This is a genomic window from Kribbella sp. NBC_00382 (assembly GCF_036067295.1).
GTDB lineage: Bacteria > Actinomycetota > Actinomycetes > Propionibacteriales > Kribbellaceae > Kribbella.
This window is the reverse complement of the sequence record NZ_CP107954.1, coordinates 5,019,993-5,042,107: the sequence shown is the minus strand read 5'-3', so window position 1 is coordinate 5,042,107 and position 22,115 is coordinate 5,019,993. Positions and strand designations below refer to the sequence as shown.

The 22,115-nt window shown below is 67.4% G+C and carries 18 protein-coding genes; 8 read left to right on the top strand and 10 right to left on the bottom strand.

The window, feature by feature from the left end:
* The first annotated feature begins 53 nt into the window (after positions 1 to 53).
* The 4 genes from kduI (at position 54) to OHA70_RS24315 (ending at position 5,618) form a co-directional block, all read left to right on the top strand.
* A complete protein-coding gene (kduI, locus tag OHA70_RS24330; protein ID WP_328321418.1) occupies positions 54 to 893 on the top strand; it encodes a 5-dehydro-4-deoxy-D-glucuronate isomerase in 840 nt (279 codons plus the stop codon).
* Complete coding sequence (locus OHA70_RS24325; RefSeq protein ID WP_328321416.1) at positions 890 to 1,657, top strand: SDR family oxidoreductase; 768 nt, start codon at positions 890 to 892, stop codon at positions 1,655 to 1,657. Before kduI ends, OHA70_RS24325 begins: the two co-directional genes overlap by 4 nt.
* A gap of 11 nt (positions 1,658 to 1,668) precedes the next feature.
* On the top strand, positions 1,669 to 2,433 hold the full coding sequence (locus OHA70_RS24320) for an IclR family transcriptional regulator (RefSeq protein WP_328321414.1): 765 nt from the start codon (positions 1,669 to 1,671) through the stop codon (positions 2,431 to 2,433).
* Between the two features lie 131 nt (positions 2,434 to 2,564).
* Positions 2,565 to 5,618 carry a glycosyl hydrolase 2 galactose-binding domain-containing protein gene (locus OHA70_RS24315; protein WP_328321412.1) on the top strand — a complete coding sequence of 1,018 codons (3,054 nt, stop codon included), beginning with the start codon at positions 2,565 to 2,567 and terminating at the stop codon, positions 5,616 to 5,618.
* On the opposite strand, the gene OHA70_RS24310 is transcribed toward OHA70_RS24315, so the two are convergent.
* Genes OHA70_RS24310 through lepA form a run of 4 tightly spaced genes read right to left on the bottom strand, consistent with a single transcriptional unit; the run spans position 5,615 to position 10,330 of the window.
* Complete coding sequence (locus OHA70_RS24310; RefSeq protein ID WP_328321410.1) at positions 5,615 to 6,835, bottom strand: MFS transporter; 1,221 nt, start codon at positions 6,833 to 6,835, stop codon at positions 5,615 to 5,617. The genes OHA70_RS24315 and OHA70_RS24310 overlap by 4 nt on opposite strands.
* Complete coding sequence (locus OHA70_RS24305; RefSeq protein ID WP_328321408.1) at positions 6,832 to 7,491, bottom strand: MOSC domain-containing protein; 660 nt, start codon at positions 7,489 to 7,491, stop codon at positions 6,832 to 6,834. The genes OHA70_RS24310 and OHA70_RS24305 overlap by 4 nt, the downstream gene beginning before the upstream one ends.
* 41 nt (positions 7,492 to 7,532) lie before the next feature.
* Entirely contained in the window at positions 7,533 to 8,444 is a 912-nt protein-coding gene (locus tag OHA70_RS24300) for an aminoglycoside phosphotransferase family protein (protein WP_328321406.1), read from the bottom strand.
* Positions 8,444 to 10,330, bottom strand: coding sequence for a translation elongation factor 4 (gene lepA, locus OHA70_RS24295; RefSeq protein ID WP_328321404.1), 1,887 nt, complete (start codon positions 10,328 to 10,330; stop codon positions 8,444 to 8,446). Before lepA ends, OHA70_RS24300 begins: the two co-directional genes overlap by 1 nt.
* 142 nt (positions 10,331 to 10,472) lie before the next feature.
* On the opposite strand from lepA, the gene OHA70_RS24290 reads away from it, so the two are divergent.
* From OHA70_RS24290 to rpsT, 4 genes are all read left to right on the top strand, one after another.
* Entirely contained in the window at positions 10,473 to 11,012 is a 540-nt protein-coding gene (locus OHA70_RS24290; RefSeq protein WP_328321402.1) for a SigE family RNA polymerase sigma factor, read from the top strand.
* Complete coding sequence (locus OHA70_RS24285) at positions 11,009 to 12,235, top strand: hypothetical protein (RefSeq protein WP_328321400.1); 1,227 nt, start codon at positions 11,009 to 11,011, stop codon at positions 12,233 to 12,235. The genes OHA70_RS24290 and OHA70_RS24285 overlap by 4 nt, the downstream gene beginning before the upstream one ends.
* Positions 12,236 to 12,249: 14 nt before the next feature.
* Entirely contained in the window at positions 12,250 to 12,708 is a 459-nt protein-coding gene (locus OHA70_RS24280; RefSeq protein ID WP_328321398.1) for an SRPBCC family protein, read from the top strand.
* A gap of 156 nt (positions 12,709 to 12,864) precedes the next feature.
* Positions 12,865 to 13,125 (top strand): 30S ribosomal protein S20, encoded by a 261-nt coding sequence (gene rpsT, locus OHA70_RS24275; protein ID WP_328321396.1) that lies wholly within the window; start codon positions 12,865 to 12,867, stop codon positions 13,123 to 13,125.
* 112 nt (positions 13,126 to 13,237) lie between these two features.
* Here the strand turns inward: rpsT and holA are convergent, their stop codons facing one another.
* The 6 genes from holA to OHA70_RS24245 form a co-directional block, all read right to left on the bottom strand.
* A complete protein-coding gene (gene holA, locus OHA70_RS24270; RefSeq protein ID WP_328321395.1) occupies positions 13,238 to 14,230 on the bottom strand; it encodes a DNA polymerase III subunit delta in 993 nt (330 codons plus the stop codon).
* Positions 14,231 to 15,194: 964 nt separating this feature from the next.
* On the bottom strand, positions 15,195 to 15,440 hold the full coding sequence (locus OHA70_RS24265; RefSeq protein ID WP_328321393.1) for a hypothetical protein: 246 nt from the start codon (positions 15,438 to 15,440) through the stop codon (positions 15,195 to 15,197).
* 145 nt (positions 15,441 to 15,585) lie between these two features.
* Complete coding sequence (locus OHA70_RS24260; protein ID WP_328321391.1) at positions 15,586 to 18,051, bottom strand: ComEC/Rec2 family competence protein; 2,466 nt, start codon at positions 18,049 to 18,051, stop codon at positions 15,586 to 15,588.
* Positions 18,038 to 18,466, bottom strand: coding sequence for a ComEA family DNA-binding protein (locus OHA70_RS24255; RefSeq protein ID WP_328321389.1), 429 nt, complete (start codon positions 18,464 to 18,466; stop codon positions 18,038 to 18,040). The genes OHA70_RS24260 and OHA70_RS24255 overlap by 14 nt, the downstream gene beginning before the upstream one ends.
* 467 nt (positions 18,467 to 18,933) lie before the next feature.
* Positions 18,934 to 20,586: a DUF222 domain-containing protein gene (locus OHA70_RS24250; protein ID WP_328321387.1), complete on the bottom strand. Its 1,653-nt coding sequence runs from the start codon at positions 20,584 to 20,586 to the stop codon at positions 18,934 to 18,936.
* A gap of 134 nt (positions 20,587 to 20,720) precedes the next feature.
* Positions 20,721 to 21,929, bottom strand: coding sequence for a VOC family protein (locus OHA70_RS24245; RefSeq protein ID WP_328321385.1), 1,209 nt, complete (start codon positions 21,927 to 21,929; stop codon positions 20,721 to 20,723).
* Positions 21,930 to 22,115 lie beyond the last annotated feature (186 nt).

The following is a 22,115-nucleotide window of genomic DNA, read 5'->3' as shown; positions in this document are numbered from 1 at the left end:
CCATGACGCGGACAAGGTTTGACAGATTGTTCCGCTAGATAGAACCTTGTTCTGTGAATTCGCCGCAGAAAGCCCTCCAGGTCAGGCACGCCACCCACCCCGACCAGGTGCCCGGGTTCGACACCGCCGCGCTGCGCCGGACGTACCTGGTCGACGACCTGTTCACCCCGGACACGATCACCGCGGTGCTCACCCACCACGACCGGATCGTGCTGGCGGGGGCCAGCCCGGTCAGCGGCCCGCTCACCCTGGGCACCTGGCCGGAGCTGCGCAGCGAGTACTTCCTCGAGCGTCGCGAGGCCGGCATCGTCAACGTCGGCGGCCCCGGCACCGTGACCGTCGACGGCACCAAGTTCGAGCTCGTCACCGGCGCCTGCCTGTACGCCGGCCGCGGCGCCCGCGAGGTCGTCTTCGAAGGGACCGACGCCGCGTTCTACCTCTTCTCCGCGGCAGCGCACACCGACTTCCCGACCACGCTCGTCCAGCCCGGCGAGGGCAACCGGCTCGAACTCGGCGACCAGCAGACCGCGAACCGCCGCACCATCGACCAGTACATCCATGCCGACGGCGTGCAGAGCTGCCAGATCGTGCTCGGCGTGACCACCCTGCACCCGGGCTCCACTTGGAACACGATGCCCGCCCACACCCACGACCGCCGGACCGAGTGCTACCTGTACTTCGGGCTGCCCGAGTCGGACCGGATCGTGCACCTGCTGGGCGAGCCCGAGGAGACCCGGCACCTGATCATCGCCGACCGCGAGGCCGTCATCTCGCCGAGCTGGTCGCTCCACTCCGGCGTCGGCACCGCGGCGTACAGCTTCGTCTGGGCGATGGCCGGCGAGAACCAGGCCTTCGCGGACATGGACGGTGTCGACGTGAAGGACTTGCGGTGACTTTCTCCCTCACGGGCAAGACCGCATTGGTTACCGGCGCGCGCCGGGGTATCGGCGCCGCCATCGCCGCCGGGTTGGCAGCGGCCGGTGCGGACCTGATCCTGATGGCGCGCGACGCCGCCCTGGAAGACACGCTGGAAGCGATCAAGGAGAACGGCGGCGGCGAGGCGTCCATCGTCACGGCCGATTTCGCCGACCCGGCAGCGGTCGAACAGGCGGCGATCGCAGCGGTGGAGGGAGCCGCTGCGACGGGTCGCCGAATCGACATCCTGGTCAACAACGCCGGTACGATCCGGCGCGCGCCAGCGGCAGCCACGGGGGCGGCCGACTGGCAGCACGTGATCGACGTGAACCTCAACTCCACCTGGGCGGTCACTCGTCCGATCGGTGCGGCGATGGTCGCGCACGGCAGCGGCAAGATCATCACGATCGCTTCCCTGCTGAGCTTTCAGGGCGGGATCACGGTTCCGGCGTACACGGCGAGCAAGCATGCGGTCGCCGGGCTCACGAAGGCGCTGGCCAACGAGTGGGGCGCGGCCGGCGTACAGGTGAACGCGATCGCTCCCGGGTACATCAGTACCGACAACACGACCGATCTACGGGCCGACGCGGACCGGGAGGCGGCCATTCGTGACCGCATCCCGGCCGGTCGCTGGGGCCGGCCCGAGGACCTGGTCGGCGCCGCGGTCTTCCTGGCCTCGGAAGCATCCGACTACGTCAACGGACACGTACTGGCCGTCGACGGTGGCTGGCTAGCCAGATAAGAGGTGACAGGATGAGCGACATGAGTTCGCCCTCGGCCATCGACAAGACGCTGATGGTGCTCGATGCCGTCCTCGAGCACTCCCGGTTCACCGACGTGGTGACGGCCACCGGCCTGGCCAAATCGACCGTGCACCGGATCATGGCCTCGCTCGTCGAACACGAATTCGTCGCGCAGTCCGAGGACGGTTCGTACCACCCAGGCCCGAAGGCGCTGCGGCTCGCCGGCCACGCGCTCACCAACGTCGACCTGGCCACGGTTGCCCGGCCGGTACTGGCCGACCTGGTCGCCCAGACCCGCTGTACTGTCCACGTCGGTCTGCTCAACGGCGACGAGGCGATCTACGTCGCCCGGCTCGACGGCCCCAAGCCGTACCGGATGCCTTCGCGCGTGGGTAAGGCGTTCTGGCTGCACTGCACCGGCATCGGCAAGGCGCTGCTCGCCGAGAAGGACGATGAGGCGCTCGACGCACTAGTCACCCGTACCGGCCTGCCCGCCCGCACTCCCCTGACTCACACCACCGCAGCCTCGCTGAAGGCCGACCTGATCCAGGTCCGGTCCCGCGGCTATGCCCTGGATGACGAAGAGAACGAGCCCGGCATCCGCTGCGTCGCTGCAGTCATCCACGACCACACCGGTACGGCGATCGCCGCAGTCAGCATCTCGACACTGTCGCTGGAGCAGTCGATCGCCCAGGTAGCCCTGATGGCACCGGCCGCGATCGAGGCGGCCCGCAAGATCTCCGCGGCGCTCGGCTACGTGGAACCCACCCACTGACGCCCTGACACGGCGGAGTCAATCCTGCGCTGTCCGTTGTCAGCGGGTTCTCGCGGCGTTAGCATCGGCTTTGATTATTAGGAAACTTTCTTAACGATCAGCGGCCCACTCCCGCCCCAGGAGGCCCATCCATGCTGCGCTTGCCCCATTGGTTACTCGCGACCGCCCTGGTCGCCGGCGTCTGTACGGCGATCCCCGCCGCCGGCGCCTTGCCCAGAGCAGAGGCAGCACCGTCTGCCGCTGCGATCCCGAGCTTCCTGTTGCAGACCTCTGCCCAGGTCTCCGACGACTCCGCCGTCACCAAGCCGGGCTTCCCGACCACCGGCTGGCTGCCGGTCTCGTCGCGCTCGACCGTGTTCGCCGGGTTGCTGCAGAACAACAAGTACCCGGACCCGTTCTTCTCGACCAACATGAAGAACGTCGACAAGGCCCAGTTCACCGTGCCGTGGTGGTACCGCTCCGACATCCAGGTGACTGACCCGAGTCAACGCACCTACCTTGACTTCAGCGGCGTACTGTCCCGTACCGACGTCTGGGTCAACGGGGTCCGGGTGGCCGACAAGACCCAGACCGCCGGCGCGTACACCCGGCATGACCTCGACATCACCGCGCAGGTCCATGCCGGCAGCAACTCGGTCGCGTTCAAGGTCTACCCGAACGACCCGAACAACGACCTCACGATGGGCTGGATCGACTGGGCCCAGACGCCGCCCGACCAGAACATGGGGATCGTCCGCGACGTCGTCGTCCGGCACAGCGGTCCCGTCGCGCTGCGGAACGCCCATGTCGTCACCAAGCTGACGGTCCCGGCGCTCAACCACGTCGACCTGACGCCCAAGGTCGATGTCCGCAACGACTCGACGGCGGCCGTGACGACGACGGTCAGCGGTACCGTGGCCGGCGTACCGGTCAGTCAGTCGATCTCCCTTGCGGCCAAGGAGAAGAAGACCGTCACGTTCGCCACGGTCGGGGTGGACAACCCGAATGTGTGGTGGCCGGCTGGGATGGGCGGGCAGCCGCTCTACTCCTTCGACGTGACCGCGTCGGTGTCCGGTATTACGTCTGACAGCGCGTCGGAGAAGTTCGGAGTACGGGACGTGAAGGCGCCGCTCAACAGCAGTGGCGGGCGGGCGTACTCGATCAATGGCCGGCCGTTGCTGGTCAAGGGTGGTGGCTGGTCGCCGGATCTGTTCCTGCGCTGGGATGCGAAGTACGCGGCCGACAAGCTCAAGTACGTCAAGGATCTGGGCCTCAACACGGTCCGGCTCGAGGGACACATCGAACCCGACGAGTTCTTCGACCTGGCCGACCAGCTGGGCGTCCTGACCATGCCCGGCTGGGAATGCTGCGACAAGTGGGAAGGCCAGGTCAACGGCGGCGAGCAGGGCAACACCTGGACCGCCGAGGACTATGTGACCGCCAAGTCGTCGATGACGGCCGAGGCCGAGCGGCTGCGCAACCACCCGAGCGTGCTGACGTTCCTGATCGGCAGCGACTTCGCGCCGAACGCGACGATCGAGAAGAACTACCTGGACGCGCTGAACGCCGCGGACTGGAAGACCCCGGTGATCCCGGCCGCGTCGGCGAAGTCGTCGCCGCAGCTCGGCAGCTCCGGGATGAAGATGAACGGGCCCTACGACTACGTGCCGCCGAACTACTGGTACGACAAGGCGCACACCGACTCCGGCGGCGCCTGGGGCTTCAACTCGGAGACCTCGGCCGGACCGGACATCCCGACCATGGACACGCTGCAGCGGATGTTGACGCCCGCCGAGCTCGACGTGCTCTGGAAGAACCCGGCGGCGACGCAGTACCACCGGTCCTCGTCGTCGACCTTCGGCAACCTGAAGCTGTTCGGCAACGCGCTGACCGGCCGGTACGGAGCTCCTGCGAACCTGGCCGACTACGTCAAGAAAGCTCAGCTGGCGGCGTACGAGAACGTGCGGTCCGAGTTCGAGTCGCACAACCGGAACTTCACCGACTCGTCGAACCCGTCGACCGGGTTGATCTACTGGATGCTCAACAGCGGCTGGACGTCGCTGCACTGGCAGCTGTTCGACACGTACCTCGACCAGAACGGCGCGTACTACGGCGCCAAGAAGGCGAACGAGCCGCTGCACATCCAGTACTCCTACGACACCAAGTCCGTTGCCGTGATCAACCAGAACCACGCGGCGGCCTCCGGGCTGACGGCCTCGGTCAAGCTCTACAACATCGACGGCACGGAGAAGTTCAACCAGTCCGCGTCGGTGTCGGTGCCGGGTGACGGTGGGAAGACGACTGTTTTGACGATCCCGGCGGTCAGCGGGCTCTCGACGACGTACTTGGCGAAGCTCGTCCTGACGAACTCGTCGGGCGTCGAGGTCAGCCGCAATGTGTACTGGCTGTCCACGAAGGCGGACACGCTCGACTGGAACAACACCGACTGGTACTACACGCCGACCACCAGCTACGCCGACCTGAGCGGGCTCTCGAGTCTGGCCCAGGTGCCCGTCTCGGCGAACGCTTCAACGACCGCTGCTGGTGACACGACGACGACCACGGTGACGCTGAAGAACACGTCGACGGCCAAGACACCGGCTTTCTACCTCGACGCGCACATCGTCGGGGCGGCGGGCAAGCCTGTACTGCCGGTGCAATGGAACGACAACGCGGTCTCGCTCTGGCCAGGCGAGACGGTGGTGCTGCGGGCGTCGTACCGGACGGCGGATTTGAACGGCGCCTCGCCGTCGGTGCGGGTGTCCGGGTGGAACACCGCGACGCAGACGATCCCCGGCAACGGCGGCGGCCCGACTGATCCTCAGCCGGTCGTCTACGAGGCCGAGGACGCGACGATCACGTCCGGCGTGGTCGAGTCGAACCACACGGGCTTCACCGGTCGCGGTTTCGTCAACTATGACAACGCGGTCGGCAGCGCCGTCGAGTGGACGGTCAACGCGGCTGCCGCGGGTCCGGCCACGGTCGTACTCCGGTACGCCAACGGCACCACGGTGAACCGGCCGATGAACGTCTCCGTCAACGGCACAGTCGTCTCGTCAGGGCTGGCGTTCGCCAGTACCGGCAACTGGGACACCTGGCAGGACAAGACGATCATCGTGAATCTGGTGGCCGGAAGCAACAAGATCAAAGCAGTCGCAACAACCGCCAACGGCGGCCCGAACGCAGACAGCCTGACCGTCTCCTAAACGGGCTGGGCCGCCATCTGCTGAGCTTGGCGGGTGGCGGCCCAGCGCACCACCGGTACGAACAAGACGCCGATCACGGCGAACCAGACACCGAGGATGATCCACCCCGGCACGCCGAGGCCGAGCGGCAGCAGTGCGAGTACGGTCGGCGCCACCATCGTGCTGATCGACATGCTGGTTCCCCAGACGCCCTGGTACTGCCCCTGGGCCTGGTTCGGCGCAAGGTCGTAGCTGAGCAGGAACGAGCCCGACGACTGCAGCAGCTCCCCGATCACCTGCACGAACGCGCCCAGCACCAGGAGCGTGATTGCAACGACGACCCCGCCACCTGAGGCGCCGGCGAACAAGGCCATTGATGCCAGCAGCAACCATCCTGCCGTCCGGGTGGCCTTGGCGGCGCTGGTCGGATCGGCGATTCCCCGGCTCGACCTGACCTGGAAGAGCGACACCACCACGGTGTTGACCACCAGCAGCAGCGCGACCGTCCAGCGCGGCGCCTGGGTGTGATCGACCACCCACAGCGGGATCGCGACGTCCAGTACGGCGTAGTGGATGGACATCCCGGCATTCAGCGCGGCGACGGCGAGGTAGCCGCGATCGCGCAGCGCGACCCAGACCGGGCCGTCCTCGTTCTTCGGCTGCGGCGCGACCCGCGGGACGGCCAGGATGACGAAGGCCGAGGTGAGAGTGAGAACGGAGTCGAGCACGAACATCACCCGGTAGGCCAGGGCGGTGTCGAAGTGCAGCGCGAGCGCTCCGACACCGGCGCCGGCCATGATGCCGATATTGGTGATCGCCCGCAGGTAGGCGCGAGCAGCCACCCGGCCGCTGCCAGTGGTCACGGCGCCGATCAGCGCTGCCCGGACGCTGCCGGCTCCGCGGTCCAGGATCGTCAGGACGATGGCGACGCCGAGGAACTGCCAGAACGTCTCCACCAGCAGGTAGGACAGGGACAGTACGGCGACGGACGCGCCCAGGATGACGAACAGCGTGCGCGGTCCACGGCGGTCGGCCAGGTGCCCGAGTGGGATGCCGGCCAGCAGGCCGAAGAGTCCCGCGATGGTCAGCCCGAGACCGATCTGCGCGATCGACAGGCCGACGATGCGGTTGAAGTAGAGCACGCTGACCGTCATCAGCAGCCCGTTGCCGACCCGGCTGAGCAGCGTCGCGAGAGCCAGCGGCCGCAGCGGCCCCGGCTCTGGAATCAGCCCCTTCACAGCTCCTTGTACTCCGCGCCGAGACCGACCGAGTGACGGGCAGCGACCCGCTTCGCGGTGTCGCGGATCTCGTCCCACAGGTCGACGCCCGAATCGAGCATGGCCTGCATCTTCGCCGGATTCTGGTCACCGAAGAAGTGGCCGATGGTGACCTCGTGGTCAGGGCGATGAACAATCGTGATCGGGTCCCCGGCCGCGATCGACCCGGTGCGGACGACCCGCAGATATGCACCCGGACGACCTGCTTGATGGAACCGTTTGGCCCAACGGGGTTCGCCCATCCGGTGCTGGAAGGTGATGCACGGGATCCGTGGAGCGCGGACCATCACCTCGACCTCGTCACCGAGACGCCAGACCTCACCCAGTAAGGCCCCGGTGACGTCCAGGCCGTCGGTCCGGAGATTCTCACCGAACAGCCCGCTGGGAATCTCTCGCCCGAGCTCACCGGCCCACCAGTTCGCGTCCTCCTCGGCGTAAACGTAGAGCGCCTGGTCCGGCCGGCCATGGTTCTCCGTATCGCACACGCGGTCACCGGCAAGTCCGCGCAAACCCACCCCGACCCGCCCGGCCTGCGGCCACTTGTCGATCGCCGTGAACCCCGTCTCCTTGGGCCCCGGAATCAACCCTTCCACCACATTCACCGTCAGCACGCGCATACCGGCCATGCTCTCTCGTGATGGCGCATCCTGCTACCGGTTTAGTCCTGGATGGCCTTCACGATGGCGATGTTGCGGGTCAGCCAGTCCTGTGGGAGGAACGCGTCGGGGGTGGCGGCGCGGAGGGCGTTGAGGACGTTGACCATTTGGCGGACGACGATCCAGTCGCGGGCGCGCTCTTCCTCCAGCTCGGCGGTGTCGATGGCGGTGTAGAACCGCTGGCGGACCCGGAAGCGGATATCGCCGGTGGCGACGACCTCGTCCCAGCGGTTCCAGATCAGCGGCGCGACTTCGTAGTACGGGTCTCCGGAGAGCGGCTTGGGGTCGATCACCAGCCACGGCTCGCGGTCCGCGGCCAGTACGTTCTCGTAGTGCAGGTCGCTGTGGATCAGCTTGCCGTCGCAGGCCGGGTCAGAGGCGAAATCGGTGGCCAGCGAGATCGCCTGCTCGACGTACCGGTGCGGCACGGGCGCCGAGGCGGGGAGCTGCCGGAAGCCCTCGATCCACTGCTTCACCTCGCCCGACAAGGGCCGGTACTGCGGCCCCGCGGCGACATGCAGCCGTTTGTAGCTAGAGGCAACGATCTCGCAGGCCTCGAGGTCGCCCACCGTCGTCAGGTCACGCGGCTGCAGACGCTCCAGGAGCAAGGCGAACCGGCGCGGATCGGCCCGCAGCAGTTTGACCGCACCGTTCCCGTCCCAGGCGCGCAACGCGAGATGCTCGGTCTCGGCCTCCACGTGCGGAAACTGGACCTTGAGCATCGCGCGCGTACCGTCCTTGGCGAGAACGGGTACCACCAAAGCACATTCCCCGTACGCCGAACCGCCGTCGACCCGCAGCTCCCACTGAGCCAGCAACTCGCCGACCAGCTTCGGCAACCTGTCCAGCCAGTCGGCCCAGTCCGGACCGCGCGTACCGACCTTGAGGAACTCCGCGGGGATGTCGACCGGCACTACTTCTTGGCCTTCTCCGACGGCTCGTTGGTCTTGAGGGCGGCGATGAAGGCTTCCTGGGGGACCTCGACCCGGCCCACCATCTTCATCCGCTTCTTGCCCTCTTTCTGCTTCTCGAGCAGCTTGCGCTTCCGGGTGATGTCACCGCCGTAGCACTTGGCGAGGACGTCCTTGCGGATCGCCCGGATCGACTCGCGGGCGATGATCCGGGACCCGATCGCGGCCTGGATCGGCACCTCGAACTGCTGCCGCGGGATCAGCTCCTTGAGCTTGCCGGCCAGCGCCACACCGTACCCGTAGGCGTTGTCGCGGTGCACGATCGCGGAGAACGCGTCGACCGTCTCGCCCTGCAGCAGGATGTCGACCTTGACCAGGTTGGCCGCCTGCTCGCCGGTCGGTTCGTAGTCCAGCGACGCGTAGCCCTTGGTCTTCGACTTCAGCTGGTCGAAGAAGTCGAAGACGATCTCGGCCAGCGGCAGCGTGTACCGCAGCTCGACCCGGTCCTCGGACAGGTACTCCATCCCGAGCAGGTTGCCCCGCTTGGTCTGGCACAGCTCCATGATGACGCCGATGAAGTCCTTCGGGCTGAGGATCGTCGCCCGGACCACCGGCTCGTAGATCTCGTCGATCTTGCCGTCGGGGAACTCGCTCGGGTTGGTGACGACGTGTTCCTTGCCGTCCTCCATCGTGACCCGGTAGACCACGTTCGGCGCGGTCGAGATCAGGTCCAGGTCGAACTCGCGCTCGAGCCGCTCGCGGACGATCTCCATGTGCAGCAGGCCGAGGAAGCCGCAGCGGAAGCCGAACCCGAGCGCGCCCGAGCTCTCCGGCTCGTACTGCAGGGCCGCATCGTTGAGCTGCAGCCGCTCGAGGGCGTCGCGCAGCGTCGGGTAGTCGTCGCCGTCGATCGGGAACAGCCCGGAGTACACCATCGGCTGCGGGTGCTTGTAGCCACCGAGCGCCTCGGTCGCGCCACGGATGGCCGCGGTGACGGTGTCACCGACCCGGGACTGGCGGACGTCCTTCACGCCGGTGATCAGGTAGCCGACCTCGCCGACGCCGATGCTCGGCGACTTCATCGGCTCCGGGGAGATGACGCCGACCTCGAGCATCTCGTGCACCGCGCCGGACGACATCATCTTGATCTTGTCGCGGTGGGTCAGCTCGCCGTCGACCACCCGGACGTAGGTGACCACGCCGCGGTACGTGTCGTAGACCGAGTCGAAGATCAGCGCCCGCGGCGGTGCGTCCTTCACGCCCTTGGGCGGCTCCACCTGGGCGACGATCTCGCTCAGCAGCGCCTCGACGCCCTCGCCGGTCTTCGCCGAGACCCGCAGTACGTCGGACTCCTTGCAGCCGATGATGTGCGCCAGCTCGGCCGCGTACTTCTCCGGCTGGGCGCCCGGCAGGTCGATCTTGTTCAGCACCGGGATGATGTGCAGGTCCGCGTTCAGCGCGAGGTACAGGTTGGCCAGTGTCTGCGCCTCGATCCCCTGCGCCGCGTCGACCAGCAGCACCGCGCCCTCACACGCCTCCAGCGACCGGGACACCTCGTAGGTGAAGTCCACGTGGCCGGGGGTGTCGATCATGTTCAGGATGTACGTCGTACCGTCCGGGGCGAGCAGCCCACCCGGGGAGTCCGGCTGCGGCGCGTACGGCAGCCGCACGGCCTGCGACTTGATCGTGATGCCGCGCTCGCGCTCGATGTCCATCCGGTCCAGGTACTGCGCGCGCATCGCCCGGCCGTCGACGACACCGGTGATCTGCAGCATCCGGTCGGCCAGCGTCGACTTGCCGTGGTCGATGTGGGCGATGATGCAGAAGTTCCGGATCAGCGTCGGGTCGGTGCGACCGGGCTGCGGAACGGACGTGGGGCCAGCGGGCACGGAGAATTCCAGTTCGTCGTCTGAGGAGTCGGGCAACTGCCCAATCATCCCATGACAGACCAACCATTTCCGCATCCACGGTCTCTCACCGGCCTGAGCTGCAACAAATGCGCTGAGCCGGTGTCTCTTTACTGTGAGCGACATGATGCTTGGTGGGGGAAGCAGAGCTTCGGCGCCGCCTGGGGCTGCGCCGGATCGGGAGGCTGCTATCACCCGGTTGTACCGGGAACAGTGGGCCGGGATGGTGCGGCTGTCGCTGCTGATGCTCGGGGACCGGCCGTCGGCCGAGGACGCGGTACAGGAGTCCTTCGCCGCGATATACCGGCGCTGGGACAGCATCAAGGACCTCGCTCGGATCGAGGCCTACTTGCGGTCCGCTGTCCTGAACACCAGCCGATCCGTACTCCGGCGCCGCAAGCTCGCCCTGCTGCACCGGGGCCAGCCCGAGCCGGCGGTTTGGTCGGCCGAGAGCGCGGCAATGATCGGCGAGGACCGCCGGGAGGTACTGGCGGCGCTCGCGACGCTACCGGCCCGGCGGCGGGAAGTATTGGTGATGCGGTTCTATCTGCATCTGTCCGACGCCGACATCGCGCAGACCCTCGGCATCAGTGAGGTCTCCGTGCGATCGACCGCGTCCCGCGCGCTGAAGAGTCTGGGCCACAAGCTGAAGGAGGACCGATGACCAAGCATCTAGAAGAACGGCTGTCGGAAGCCCTCGACGCCGCAGCCCGGACCGTGCCGGACAACGCAGTACCGCCGGAACTGTTCCCCACGGAGCAGCCGGCCTCCTCGGAGCGACGGTGGGTGCCGGTACTGGTGGGTGGGCTGGCGATGGCCGCGGTGATCGCTGCGGTGGCTGTGCCGCTGGCGATCTCGCGTGAGCACTCGGCGCCACCTGCGGGGAGTCTGTGCCCGACGCCGCCTCCGGTTGAGGCGCTGAGCTTCTCGAAGCGGGAGTACAGCGATCCGGAGTACGCCGAGCTGAACAAGCTGCCGTTCGGGCCGCCGCCGTCGGTGCCGTTCACGATGGCTTCCCTGAAGGGCGGCTATTTGGAGGACCGGGGCGTTCGGGTGCCGTTGCAGGGCGGGCAGGAGGTGTACAGCATCGGGCGGGTCGACTGTGGCTGGGTGACGTACCGGCAGTCGGGCTCTGACGCGGCTGAGGTGGGGGTACTGAGTACTGACGGGAAGTACCGGTCATTCGGGCCAGTGACGGGTGACGGGGCGGCCTTGTCGCAGGATGGGAGCCAGTTGGCGTATGTCGCTCCTGGCGGCAAGGGGTTTGCGTCGGTCGTCACTGTGTCGGTTGCTACCGGCAAGCGGTTGGCTTCGACGGCTGCGACCACCAATGCGGAGGTGGTGGGGTGGAACAGCCATGGGGTCTGGTTCATGCGCGACCGGGACAAGGATGCGACTACACAGGTCTGGGAGCCGGGTGGGACGCCGGTCAGTGTGGACACGGACGGGCATCAGCTCACGGCGTACCGGGGTACTGATCGGATGCTGCTCAGTGATCAGTCCTCACCGGCCTCCAGCGCGAACCTGTGCGTGCGGGTGGTGACGCTGGAGGCCACCAACAAGCTGACGACCACCCTGCAGGAGTGCGGAGGTACCGGGGGCACCTTGTCCCCTGACGGGCAGGTCCTGGTGACTGAGGCGGGAGGCAGCACGCAGGCCTTTCTGGTGGATACCGCTGCCAAGACCGGCTTCAAGGTCTCCTCTCTGGTCGTCACTGCCGACCACGAGGCGGTCTGGGAGGACTCCACCCATCTCCTGAACTCCGCGGGGCTGGGTACGGATCGCCAGATGACGGTGCGGTGCGATGTGATCAGCGGGGCATGCGAGAGGATCCAGGACGGGCCGCAGAAGGATGTACCGGCGGGACCGGAGCTCGGCTACCCCTAGCTGGAGGATGCGACGTGGCGGATGTCAGTGAGTCGATCGAGGTTGCCGCGTCGCCGCTGGAGGTCTACGAGCAGGTGAGCGAGCTGTCGCGGATGGCGGAGTGGAGTCCGGAGTGCACCGGGGTCCGGTGGAGTACGGGCGGGGTTCCTGGGGTGGGGTCGCGGTTCATCGGGCTCAATCGGTCCGGGGTGTTTCGGTGGTTCACGCAGGGCGAGGTGGTCGAGGCGGTACCGGGTGAACGGTTCTCGTTCCGGATCACGTTCGGGCCGGTGCCTGTGGCGCTGTGGACGTATGAGTTCGCGGCGACGGGCTCTGGTTCGGGGTCGGGGTGCACTGTGACTGAGTCTTGGACTGACCGGCGGCCGGCGGCGCTGAAGGCGGTGTTCGCCCGGATGTTCGGGGACCGGACGAAGATCAACCGGTACGGCATCCACCAGACGCTGGGTAAGCTGAAGGCGAGCCTGGAGTCCTGAGGCTGCTCCTGCGCCTGAGCCGGTGATCACTCGGTTTGGTGCTGACGGGGGCTTGTTGGTAATCTGTTCATTCGCGCGTGTGCGTTGGTACTCACCCGTGCACGGCACCAAACTTTTCCTGTACTGATCCCAAACACTGATCGAGGCTCTGCATCCGTGGCGAACATCAAGTCCCAGATCAAGCGCAACCGCCAGAACGAGGCGGCGCGGCTTCGCAACAAGTCGGTGAAGTCGACCCTGAAGACGGCTGTCCGCCGCTTCCGCGAGGCTGCTGACACCGGCGACACCGCGAAGGCGCAGGAGCAGGCCCGCGTTGCCGCCCGCCTGCTCGACAAGGCAGCCAGCAAGGGCGTCATCCACGCCAACCAGGCTGCGAACCGGAAGTCGTCCATCTTCAAGAAGGCCGCTTCCCTCTGATCCACGCCTGACGACCGGCCTCCCGCTACAAACCGAGGCCGGTCGTTTTTGCGCGCCCAGAAGTGCTTCCCGACCCCTGAGTTGCGGGCGGGTTTGTGATTTCTGCGGTGGCTCAGGCGGGCTGGCGGCGGCCGTGGGCGCGGCTGACAGTGATGACCATCCGCTCGAGCGCATAGCCGGCATCGCCTGACGCACCCTTGACGTCGGCATCGGCCTGCGCGACCGCCTTGATCGCCGCCGCAAGCCCACCAGCGGTCCACCCACGCGCCTGCTGCTTGAGCGTCTTCAACTTCCACGGCGGTACGCCGACCTCGCGCGCCAGATCCGCCTCGCGGAGACCACTAGGCGCACTCGTGTACTTCGCCAACCCGCGCAACCCACCCGCCATCGCGCTGGTCACCAGCACGGCAGCAACTCCGCAATCCAGAGCCCAGCGCAGCTGTTCGAGCGCCGGCTCAGTCCGCCCGGCAATCGCCGCGTCCGCGACCGCGAAACTCGTCACCTCAGCCCGACCACCGAAGTACTGCCCGATCAGCTCAGGGCTAACCGGCTGCCCACCCGAGTCGGAGACAAGCTGCGAACAAGCCCCAGCCAACGCCCGCAGATCGTGCCCCACCGCATCGACCAACGCCGTCGCCGCGCGCTCATCAATACTGCCCCCGAGCAACCGGATCTCACCCAGCACAAACTGCGGCAACTCCCACGTCTTAGGCGCCGTCGCGACAACCTCGTTGACCGAAGCCTTCCGCAACTTGTCGAGAACCCCCTTGCCCTTCTGCCCACCCGAGTGGACCAGCACGACAAGCACGTCCTCAGACGGCGCCCCCGCGTACTCAAGCAGATGCGGCACCATCTCAGCCGGCAAGTTCTCCAGCGTCCGAAGCACCATCACCCGCTCAGCCGCGAACAGCGACGGCCCAGTCAGCTCGGCGAACACACCGACATCGAGATCAGCCCCACCAAGCTCAGTCACCTCGATCTCAGCGCCGCCCTTGGACACGGCAGCAATCGCAGACCGAACAGCCCGATCGGCAAGAAACGCCTCCGGACCAGTAACAAGCAGCACATCGCCAAGCTTGGGCGCAGAATTCTTTCGAGCAGCCATAACGCCCGCAAGCATCCCACGCCCCACCGACAATCCCCACCCACACTCCCCCTCCCAACACCCAACCCGCCAACTGACCTCCACCACACGCACTCACCAGCTGGCATCCAACGCCCGTCCACCGACCGCCGCGTGACCTACCTCGCCAACCGCCCCTCAGCAACCGCCTCACCGAACGACCTAGGGACGCGGCCCGCCGCGCAGCCCCATCAACCAGATTCACCGGCCACCAGAAAGCCGGTACGCCGAGCAGCCTCCACCAACCTGATCCTCAGCGCCGCAGAAGCCGGTACCCGGCCAGCTTCCAGCAGCCGCACCCCAGGGTGCCGCAGAACCCAGTACGCCCGACAACCTCCCCAACCCAGCTCGCCGGTGCGCAAAACAGGTACGCGGCACCCCGAGCAGCCTCCACCAACCCGACCCAGGTGGCTCAGAAGCCCGCACGCCAGGACGCCTCCACCAGCCGATCGCAGGGTGCCACAACAGCCCGTACGCCAGACAGCCTCCACCAGCTGCAAGCCGGTACGCCTCCACAAGCCGACCACAGACGGCGGAGAAGCCCGTACGGCGGCCAGCTTCCAGCAGTCAGACCCCGGGGCCACAGAAGCCCGTACCCCGAACAGCGCTCACCAGCCAGTCGGCCGGGTGCGCAAGCGCCGGTACGCCGGGCGGCCTCCAGCAGCCGATCGCACGGCGGCGCAGAAGCCAGTACGCCGGCCAACCTCCAGCAGCCGCACCCCGGGGTGCCACAGAACCCAGTACGCCCGACGGCCTCCACCACCCAGCTCACCGGGTCCGCAAAAGCAGGTACGCCGGTACCCCTCCACCAACCCGACTCCGGTGGCTCAGAAGCCCGGACGCCCCCACTGGCCGATCGCACGATGCCACAGCAGCCCGTACGCCGGACAGCCTCCACCAGCGAGTCCGCCGGGTGCGCAAAAGCCGGTACGCCGGGCAGCCTCCGTCAACCGATCGCAGGCCGGCGCACAAGCCGGATCGCCGGCCAGCCGGATCCGCGGTTGCCGAAGAACCTAGTACGCCGGACAGCCTCCACCACCCAGTTCGCCGGGTCCGCAGAAGCCGGTACGCCGGTATGCCGGGCAGCCTCCACCAGCAGCCGATCGCAGGGCGGCAGAAGCCGGTACGCCGATACGCCTCCACCAGCCGATCGCAGGGCGACGCAGAAGCCGGTACGCCGGGCAGCATCCACCAACCCGACCCCAGGTGGCTCGGAAGCCGGTGCGGCGGCGGCTTCCAGCGACCCGACTGCAGGTGGCGCAGAAGCACATACGCCGGGCGACGTCCACGAACCGGCTCGCCGCCAGTTGCCGCAGACGCCCGTGCGGTGGGTGGGTTCAGGAGGTGGTTCGTTGGGTGGTGATGGAGAGGTGGTGGTTGGGGGCTAGTAGGGCGATTGAGCCGGAGGTGTCGGTGCGGGCGATTTTCATGCCTTGGTGGGTTAGGAGGTCGAGGGTTCGGGGTGCGGGGTGGCCGTAGTCGTTGTTGAGGCCGGCGGAGATGATGGCGAGTCTGGCCTTCGTTGCGGCGATGAACGTGGGGTCCTGCTGGCCGGAGCCGTGGTGCGGGACCTTCAGGACGTCGGCTCGGAGGTCGGCGCCGGTGGCGAGGACGGCGCGTTGGGACTCGGGTTCGAGGTCACCGGTGAGGAGCAGGCGGAGGCCTGCCACCTCGGTCATCAGGGCGATACTGGCGTTGTTTTCGGGTGAGCCTTCGTCGCTGCTGGTTGCGGAGGACTTGCCGGTGAGCGCTGGTACTCGAGCGGGCCAGAGTGAGGTCCAGCTGACCGGGCCGATCGTGCGTTTCTCCCGGTAAGTGACCGGCCGGATGGGGATCTGGTGCTGGGCGGCCAACTCGAGCACGCGCTTGTACTCGGCGGGTGGCGAGAAGTACGGAGTCACCTCGATCTCGCCGACCTTCCTCCCCCGCAGAACACCCGCAAGCCCACCCGCGTGATCTGCGTGGAAGTGGGTCAGCACGACGACGGGCACGTACTTCACGTCGAGCTGACTCAAACAGCGGTCAATGGCTGCGGGGTCAGGGCCGGTGTCGACGACTATCGCCGTACTGCGCCCCGCGTGCAGAACAAGCCCGTCGCCCTGGCCGACATCGCAGGCGACCATAAGCCAGCCGTCGGGCGGCCAGCCCAGCGAGCGGATCGGCCGCAAGATGACGACGGCCAGCAGAACGAGAGCAAGCAGCATCGCGATCGGACGCGCGAGTATCCGATGCAGGCCGAGCACCAGGGCGATGCAGAGCAGAGTCAGCACGGCAATGCCGATCACCGTCGCGGGCCAACTGCTCGAAGCACCAGGCAGGTCGGCGCCCTTCTCCGCGACGAGAATGATCCATCGCGCCGGCCAGCCAGCGAGCCAGCCGAGAAGATGAGCCAGATCCACGCTCAGTAAGGCGATCCCGGCTGCACCGAAGCCGAGGATCGTCGCTGGACCGACGGCCGGTCCCGCGAGCAGGTTGGCTGCGACGGCGACCATTGACACCTGACCGGAGAGCCAGGCGACTATCGGCGTACAGGCGAGTTGTGCGGCGAGCGGACAAGAGAGAGCCTCGGCGAGGCGCATCGGCATCCAGCGGGCGAGCGCGTCGCGCCAGCTCGGTCCGAGAAGGACGATGCCCGCGGTCGCCAGCACCGACAGGGCGAACCCGGCGGACCTCGCGAGCGATGTGTCGACCAACAGCAAAGCGATCACCGCGACCGAAAGGCTCCGCGCCGCGCGCCGAGTCCCGCCACCACCGGCCATCGCAGCCAAGGCGACGAGCCCCATCACGGCCGCCCTCAGCACACTCGGCTGAGGCCGAGCGAGCACGACGAACACCACGACCATGGCGAGTCCGACGACGGTCAACCCGCGAGCCCGTACGCCGAGGAGACGCGCTAGTGGGAGTACGAACGCCAACAGGAGCGTGAGATTGGTACCGGACACAGCCGACAAATGCGTCAGCCCGGTCGTCTTGAAATCCTCGGCCAACTCAGGTGGTAGTCGTGACTCGTCACCCATGACGAGCGCCGGTACCAACCCCCGTACTGCCTCCGGCTCCCCGGCTACTGCCTGCCTCAGCCCGGCTCGAACCCGCTCAGCAGCCCGCAACCACCAGGCAGGCTCATCCAGTACCCGAGGCGCGACCCGCGACGACAACATCGCAGCCACCTCACCGCCCTTGTCGACGGACCCAAGCCGCCCAGTCGCCTCGACATGCTGGCCGAACCTCACCTCCTTCCACCGCAGAGTCCCAATCACCAACACCGGCGTACGAACCCGGGCCGCCGATCCCCTCCCACTCACCTCCTCCACAGTCGCCCGAACCATCACATACGGCGGGCGTCTGCTCCCCGGCGTACTCCGGACCGCCGGATCCCCCACCACCTTCAACCGAACCTTCACCGCAGCCCCCGACTGCGCCAACCCCATCACCGGCCCCGCTTGCAACCTCTCCACCTGCCAGCCAGCCGCCACTGCCATCCCCACCACAACAACCCCAACCCCCACGGCAGTAACCACCACCCTCCGAGCCAACCCCGGACGGCCAGACAGCCCAGTCCACGAAGGCAACCGCAAACGCTCACGCCGGCCCAGCTCGGACCGTCGATGCGTTGCCTCCGAAAGCAGAGCGGCGGCCATTGCGAGACCCGTGGCAACTGCAGTCACCGCCGCAGTCCAGAAGGCAGCTGATGCGTTAGCGCCCAGCAGGAGCGCGGCCGTCAGCCAGCCGGCGCCTGCCGGGATGAGCAAGCGCAGGTCGACGGTCTCGTCAGGCGGCTCAGTCTCGGGGTCAGACTCGGACATGGGGTTTCAGAGATTCGAGTTTTTTGGGGCCTACGCCGGGGACCTCTTGGAGTTCGTCGGTGGTGGTGAAGTGGCCGTGTTCGGTGCGCCAGTCGAGGATGCGTTGGGCGAGGACCGGGCCGACGCCTGGCAAGGCGTCCAGCTGGGCGAGGGTTGCTGTGTTCAGATCGAGGGGCGTGTCAGCAGAGGTTCCCGGCGTACCGGTTGGCTGTCCTGTGCTTGGAGTGCCGGCGGGTGCACGTGATGGGACTCCGACGACGATCTGCTCGCCGTCGGTGACCTGGCGAGCGAGGTTGAGCGTCGTCAGGTCCACCCCTGGGAGCGCTCCGCCCGCGGCAGCCAGTACGTCCGCGACTCGCGAGCCCGCCGGTGCGCGAACCAGCCCAGGGCGCCGGACCTTGCCGGCAACATCCACCACTATCGTGGCCGGCGCGCCCGGAGGCTGCGTCGCAGGAGGCCGTGTGCCGGCGGGCGGCGTACCAACGGATTGCGTCCCCTGGTCTGGTGACGCAACAGGTGAACCGGACGTCAGGCTGCTTGGTGGATTGGGGATCGGCTCGGGCTTCGTACGGAAGAGCGCATAGCCCGCCCACACCAATCCGACGACAAGGACGAGGGCGAGCACGACCACGTGGCGAGGTTGGAGTGTCCATAGCGGTCCTTTCAGCTGGTCGGGCAGAGCTACCGGCGGGGTCCAGCCACCTCTGACTTCGTCGGGGTCTCGGCCTTCTCGTGGATGGCTGGCGCCCTGGAGGCGGGAGAGGGCTTGTCGGCGGGCTTCCGGGTCCGGGGGTGGGGGTCGGCGGGAGAGCTTCACACCAGGGAAAGTACGAGCCTTTCCGGTATCCGGCGGAGGAAGTTCTCGGCCTGGGGACAACCACCTCAGTCACCGTCGTCGACGCGGTGGGTCCCCAGGTGATCGACATGGAAGACGAATCCGTGGCGAGTCGTCCACTCCACTGTGAGTTCGTCGATGCGCCGGAATCCCCAGCCGCCATGGGTCTTCACCCGGTGGCTGAATCGCCGCAGGGGTACGAGGTTCGCCGTACTGGTCTGCTTCGGTGGTCCGTGCGGATCAAAGGGTTCGATGTGGTCGAGATCGATGCTGTCGGTGGTCGTGGCCGTGCCGTACGGGAACTGCTCGACCGGGTAGGTGAGCTTCACCTGTTCGCGGATCCGGCGAGGGATCTCATAGGCGTCAGCGCTGACACCGACCCTGAGATCTATCACCGGCCGGATGACCACCTGGTCATGACCGAGGAGCTCGTGCAGCCGGTCGACGTAGACCGGGCCATACCCTTCGACGCGCGTGACGCCCTGCCCGGCGAGGAGAACCTCGTCGGTGATGTGGGCATAGAGGACCGTCTGTCTGGGTCTCCGCCCGGTGTGGGCGATCTGCCGGATGGCATCGAGTTTCTTGGCCAGGTCCCGGCGCGCGGCCCAATCCATACCGCGATCCGATTCCTGCCGTTCGTCCGTCCGGTCGGACGACCAGGGCTCATCGGTTCGCTGCGAAGGATCGGGAAGGTAGTCGTCGAAGGCAGGGTCGCTGGGGTGCGGAGCGTCCTCGGTGTAGGCGTCATTCTCAGGTTCGCGGTCGAAGTCGTCCCGCTGCCGCTCCGAATCGGGGGCAGGTACCAACGCCGGCCCGGTTGGCGGACAGTCGGCCTTCTGGGCGTCGGCGGTTGCATCGGGAGCCGCGTCTGGAGTGGCGCTGGCCGTTGGGTCGGTATCGGCGCTGCCGACGACCACGGAGGTCGCAGTCAGGTGGTGGGCGACCTGGAGGAGCTTGTCGGCCAGTGCTGGGTCGGCGAGTACGCCAAGTGCCTTCGCGCGACGCTGCTGCTTGGAATCCTTGTCGCCAAGGGCTGCCAGCGCGTCGGCGACCTGATCGACGGTCGCCTTGAACCGGATCACGTCACCCGAGCTGGCACGGACGAACAACATCGTCGTGCCGTACTCATCGGATCGTCCGGCCCACACCCCTCGCTTCCGGGCCCTCTCCTCGGCCTTGGCCTGGGCCGCCTCGGGGTCGGCCTGCCACATCGCCGCCCTGACGATGTTCGCCAGTCGCAGCGGAGTGACCGAGTCGACGATGGCGGCGACTCTGCGGTCGACGATCGCGGCCGCTTCCTCTGACAGTTCCATACAGGCGGTGGCGATCTTGCGCGCCTTCCAAGCCGTCGCGTGTCCCGAAAGCACCTGCGCGTACGTCTGCGGGAGCCGGTGCCGCAGCGCCAGCGCCTGCCCGAGGAAGGTCGCCGCGGCCCCCGTTGACCTACCGGTCACGGCGCCGAACTCCGCTGGGGCGAACTCGGCGACCGCGGGACAGCCCGCGCCGCCGTACACGATGCCGCGTTCCCCACCAGGCATCGCGACCTCGCCAGAGAGTGTCGCGGGGTCAGGGTGCAGGTCCGCGAAGTGCAGGGCGAGACGTATCTCGGCGAGGTCGGCCTGGCGCTGCAGATCGTGGACGTCCACCAGCGCGGCGAGAGTCTCGCGGGCGCCGTAGCCATCCAGATCAGAGGGGAACATGTGTTCGATAATACGCTGTGTAGTTGCTCGCGCGCAAATCAGGACGGCCGTTTTCCGTTATCCACAAGGCATTAAGGCCTCACCAAGGCGGAGCGCGCGAAGTACCAGAACCGTAAGTAGTCGAAGAGGTTGGGTCAGGCGGTGAGGAGGTTGAGTTCGTTGCCTTCTGGGTCGGCAACGGCGTGGCTACCCGGGCGGTCGGTGGGCAAGATCTGTCCGCCGGCGGCGACGGCTGCGTCGAGGCGGGTCTGGAGCTGGTCAGACGGGATCGAGAGTTCGAGGTGGGTTCGGTTGCGCTGGCGGCGGCGCGCCTCGTCGGCGGCGTCCATCTGCTGGAAGATGAAGGTTGGGTTGAGGCGTCGCGGGTCGTAGATGTCGTTGCCGCGAGGGTCCTCGTGATAGCCGAGTACGCGCGTCCAGAACGCCCGTACTGCGGCAACGTCGACCGCGTCGATGCCGAACTGGACGAAGCGCAGCCGCCCCAGATCCGCCGACAACCCAAGCTCGCGCGCGGCCGATTGGATCCGCGCGGCCAGCTCAACAAACTCGGCGACGTCGTTCTCCCACTGGTCCTTCCCGCTGTCGATCGTGACGCCGTCCGGGCGCAGATCCACCAGCAACGGCCGACCGGCCTCGTCGGCGAGACGCGCAACAGCCGTCGCCAGCTGGACTGCCTGCGCAGCGGAAGTCGTCGGGTAGAAGGTCATCGCGCCGAACAGCACCCGCCAGTCAGCGGTCGCCGGCCCATCGGCAAGCTCGCTCCCCGGGACAAGGTCGATCTCGTTGCCGTCGGGGTCGGCGAGCGCAACTCCCCACGGACCGTACGACTCCTGCCCGACAGCCGCCTTGAACTCCTCCACCGCGTCAGGCATCCGGCTCACGTCGACATGGAACCGATTGCGCAACGGCCGCGGCTGCTCCAGTCGATGGAACGAGATCCCCGAATCCCGCCGCAACGAATCCCCGAAGCGGTCACTGCCCACCGGCTCATAGGCAAAGGCGCTACGCCAGAACGACACCACCGGAAGCAAGTCGGTGGAAGAGACCGCCACCCCCAACTCCTGCAGCCCCGCCGAATCCGCAGCCATCCCAAGCTCCCGAGCCGCCGCCGAGATCGCGTCAGCCAGCTCCACGTCAGCATCACCCGCTTCAGTTCCCGGTACGCCGATACGCACCCGAACCCCACCACCCCGCAGATCCAGATCCGGCATCCCCCGCCCGCCCACCAACCCGACGATGCGACCGGCGAATGCCGCCCCGACGCTCAACGACGGCGAGTCGAACCAAGCGCTCAGCCCGCCGTCAAGAACCCGCCACCCGTCAACACCATCCGTCTCGGCCATGCCTCAGCGTAGGACTGTTAGCGGACGATCCCCGTCCGGGTTCAGCACCCTGCGTTGGCACCAGCGGGCATCGCCGGGACAAGCGTCGCCGGGTCGCTGTGGTTGGCAGGGGCGGATGAGTACAAGAGCACGCCGGGGGCAGCGGGAAACGAGGGGTACCGCGGGCATGCCGGGGGTCAGCGGGGA

Coding starts and splice junctions, on each gene's coding strand:
- OHA70_RS24320 (WP_328321414.1), top strand. CDS start 1,669: ATGAGCGACATGAGTTCGCCCTCGGCCATCGACAAGACGCTGATGGTG.
- OHA70_RS24315 (WP_328321412.1), top strand. CDS start 2,565: ATGCTGCGCTTGCCCCATTGGTTACTCGCGACCGCCCTGGTCGCCGGC.
- OHA70_RS24305 (WP_328321408.1), bottom strand. CDS start 7,491: ATGCGCGTGCTGACGGTGAATGTGGTGGAAGGGTTGATTCCGGGGCCC.
- OHA70_RS24290 (WP_328321402.1), top strand. CDS start 10,473: ATGATGCTTGGTGGGGGAAGCAGAGCTTCGGCGCCGCCTGGGGCTGCG.
- OHA70_RS24285 (WP_328321400.1), top strand. CDS start 11,009: ATGACCAAGCATCTAGAAGAACGGCTGTCGGAAGCCCTCGACGCCGCA.
- holA (WP_328321395.1), bottom strand. CDS start 14,230: ATGGCTGCTCGAAAGAATTCTGCGCCCAAGCTTGGCGATGTGCTGCTT.
- OHA70_RS24260 (WP_328321391.1), bottom strand. CDS start 18,051: ATGTCCGAGTCTGACCCCGAGACTGAGCCGCCTGACGAGACCGTCGAC.
- OHA70_RS24250 (WP_328321387.1), bottom strand. CDS start 20,586: ATGTTCCCCTCTGATCTGGATGGCTACGGCGCCCGCGAGACTCTCGCC.
- OHA70_RS24245 (WP_328321385.1), bottom strand. CDS start 21,929: ATGGCCGAGACGGATGGTGTTGACGGGTGGCGGGTTCTTGACGGCGGG.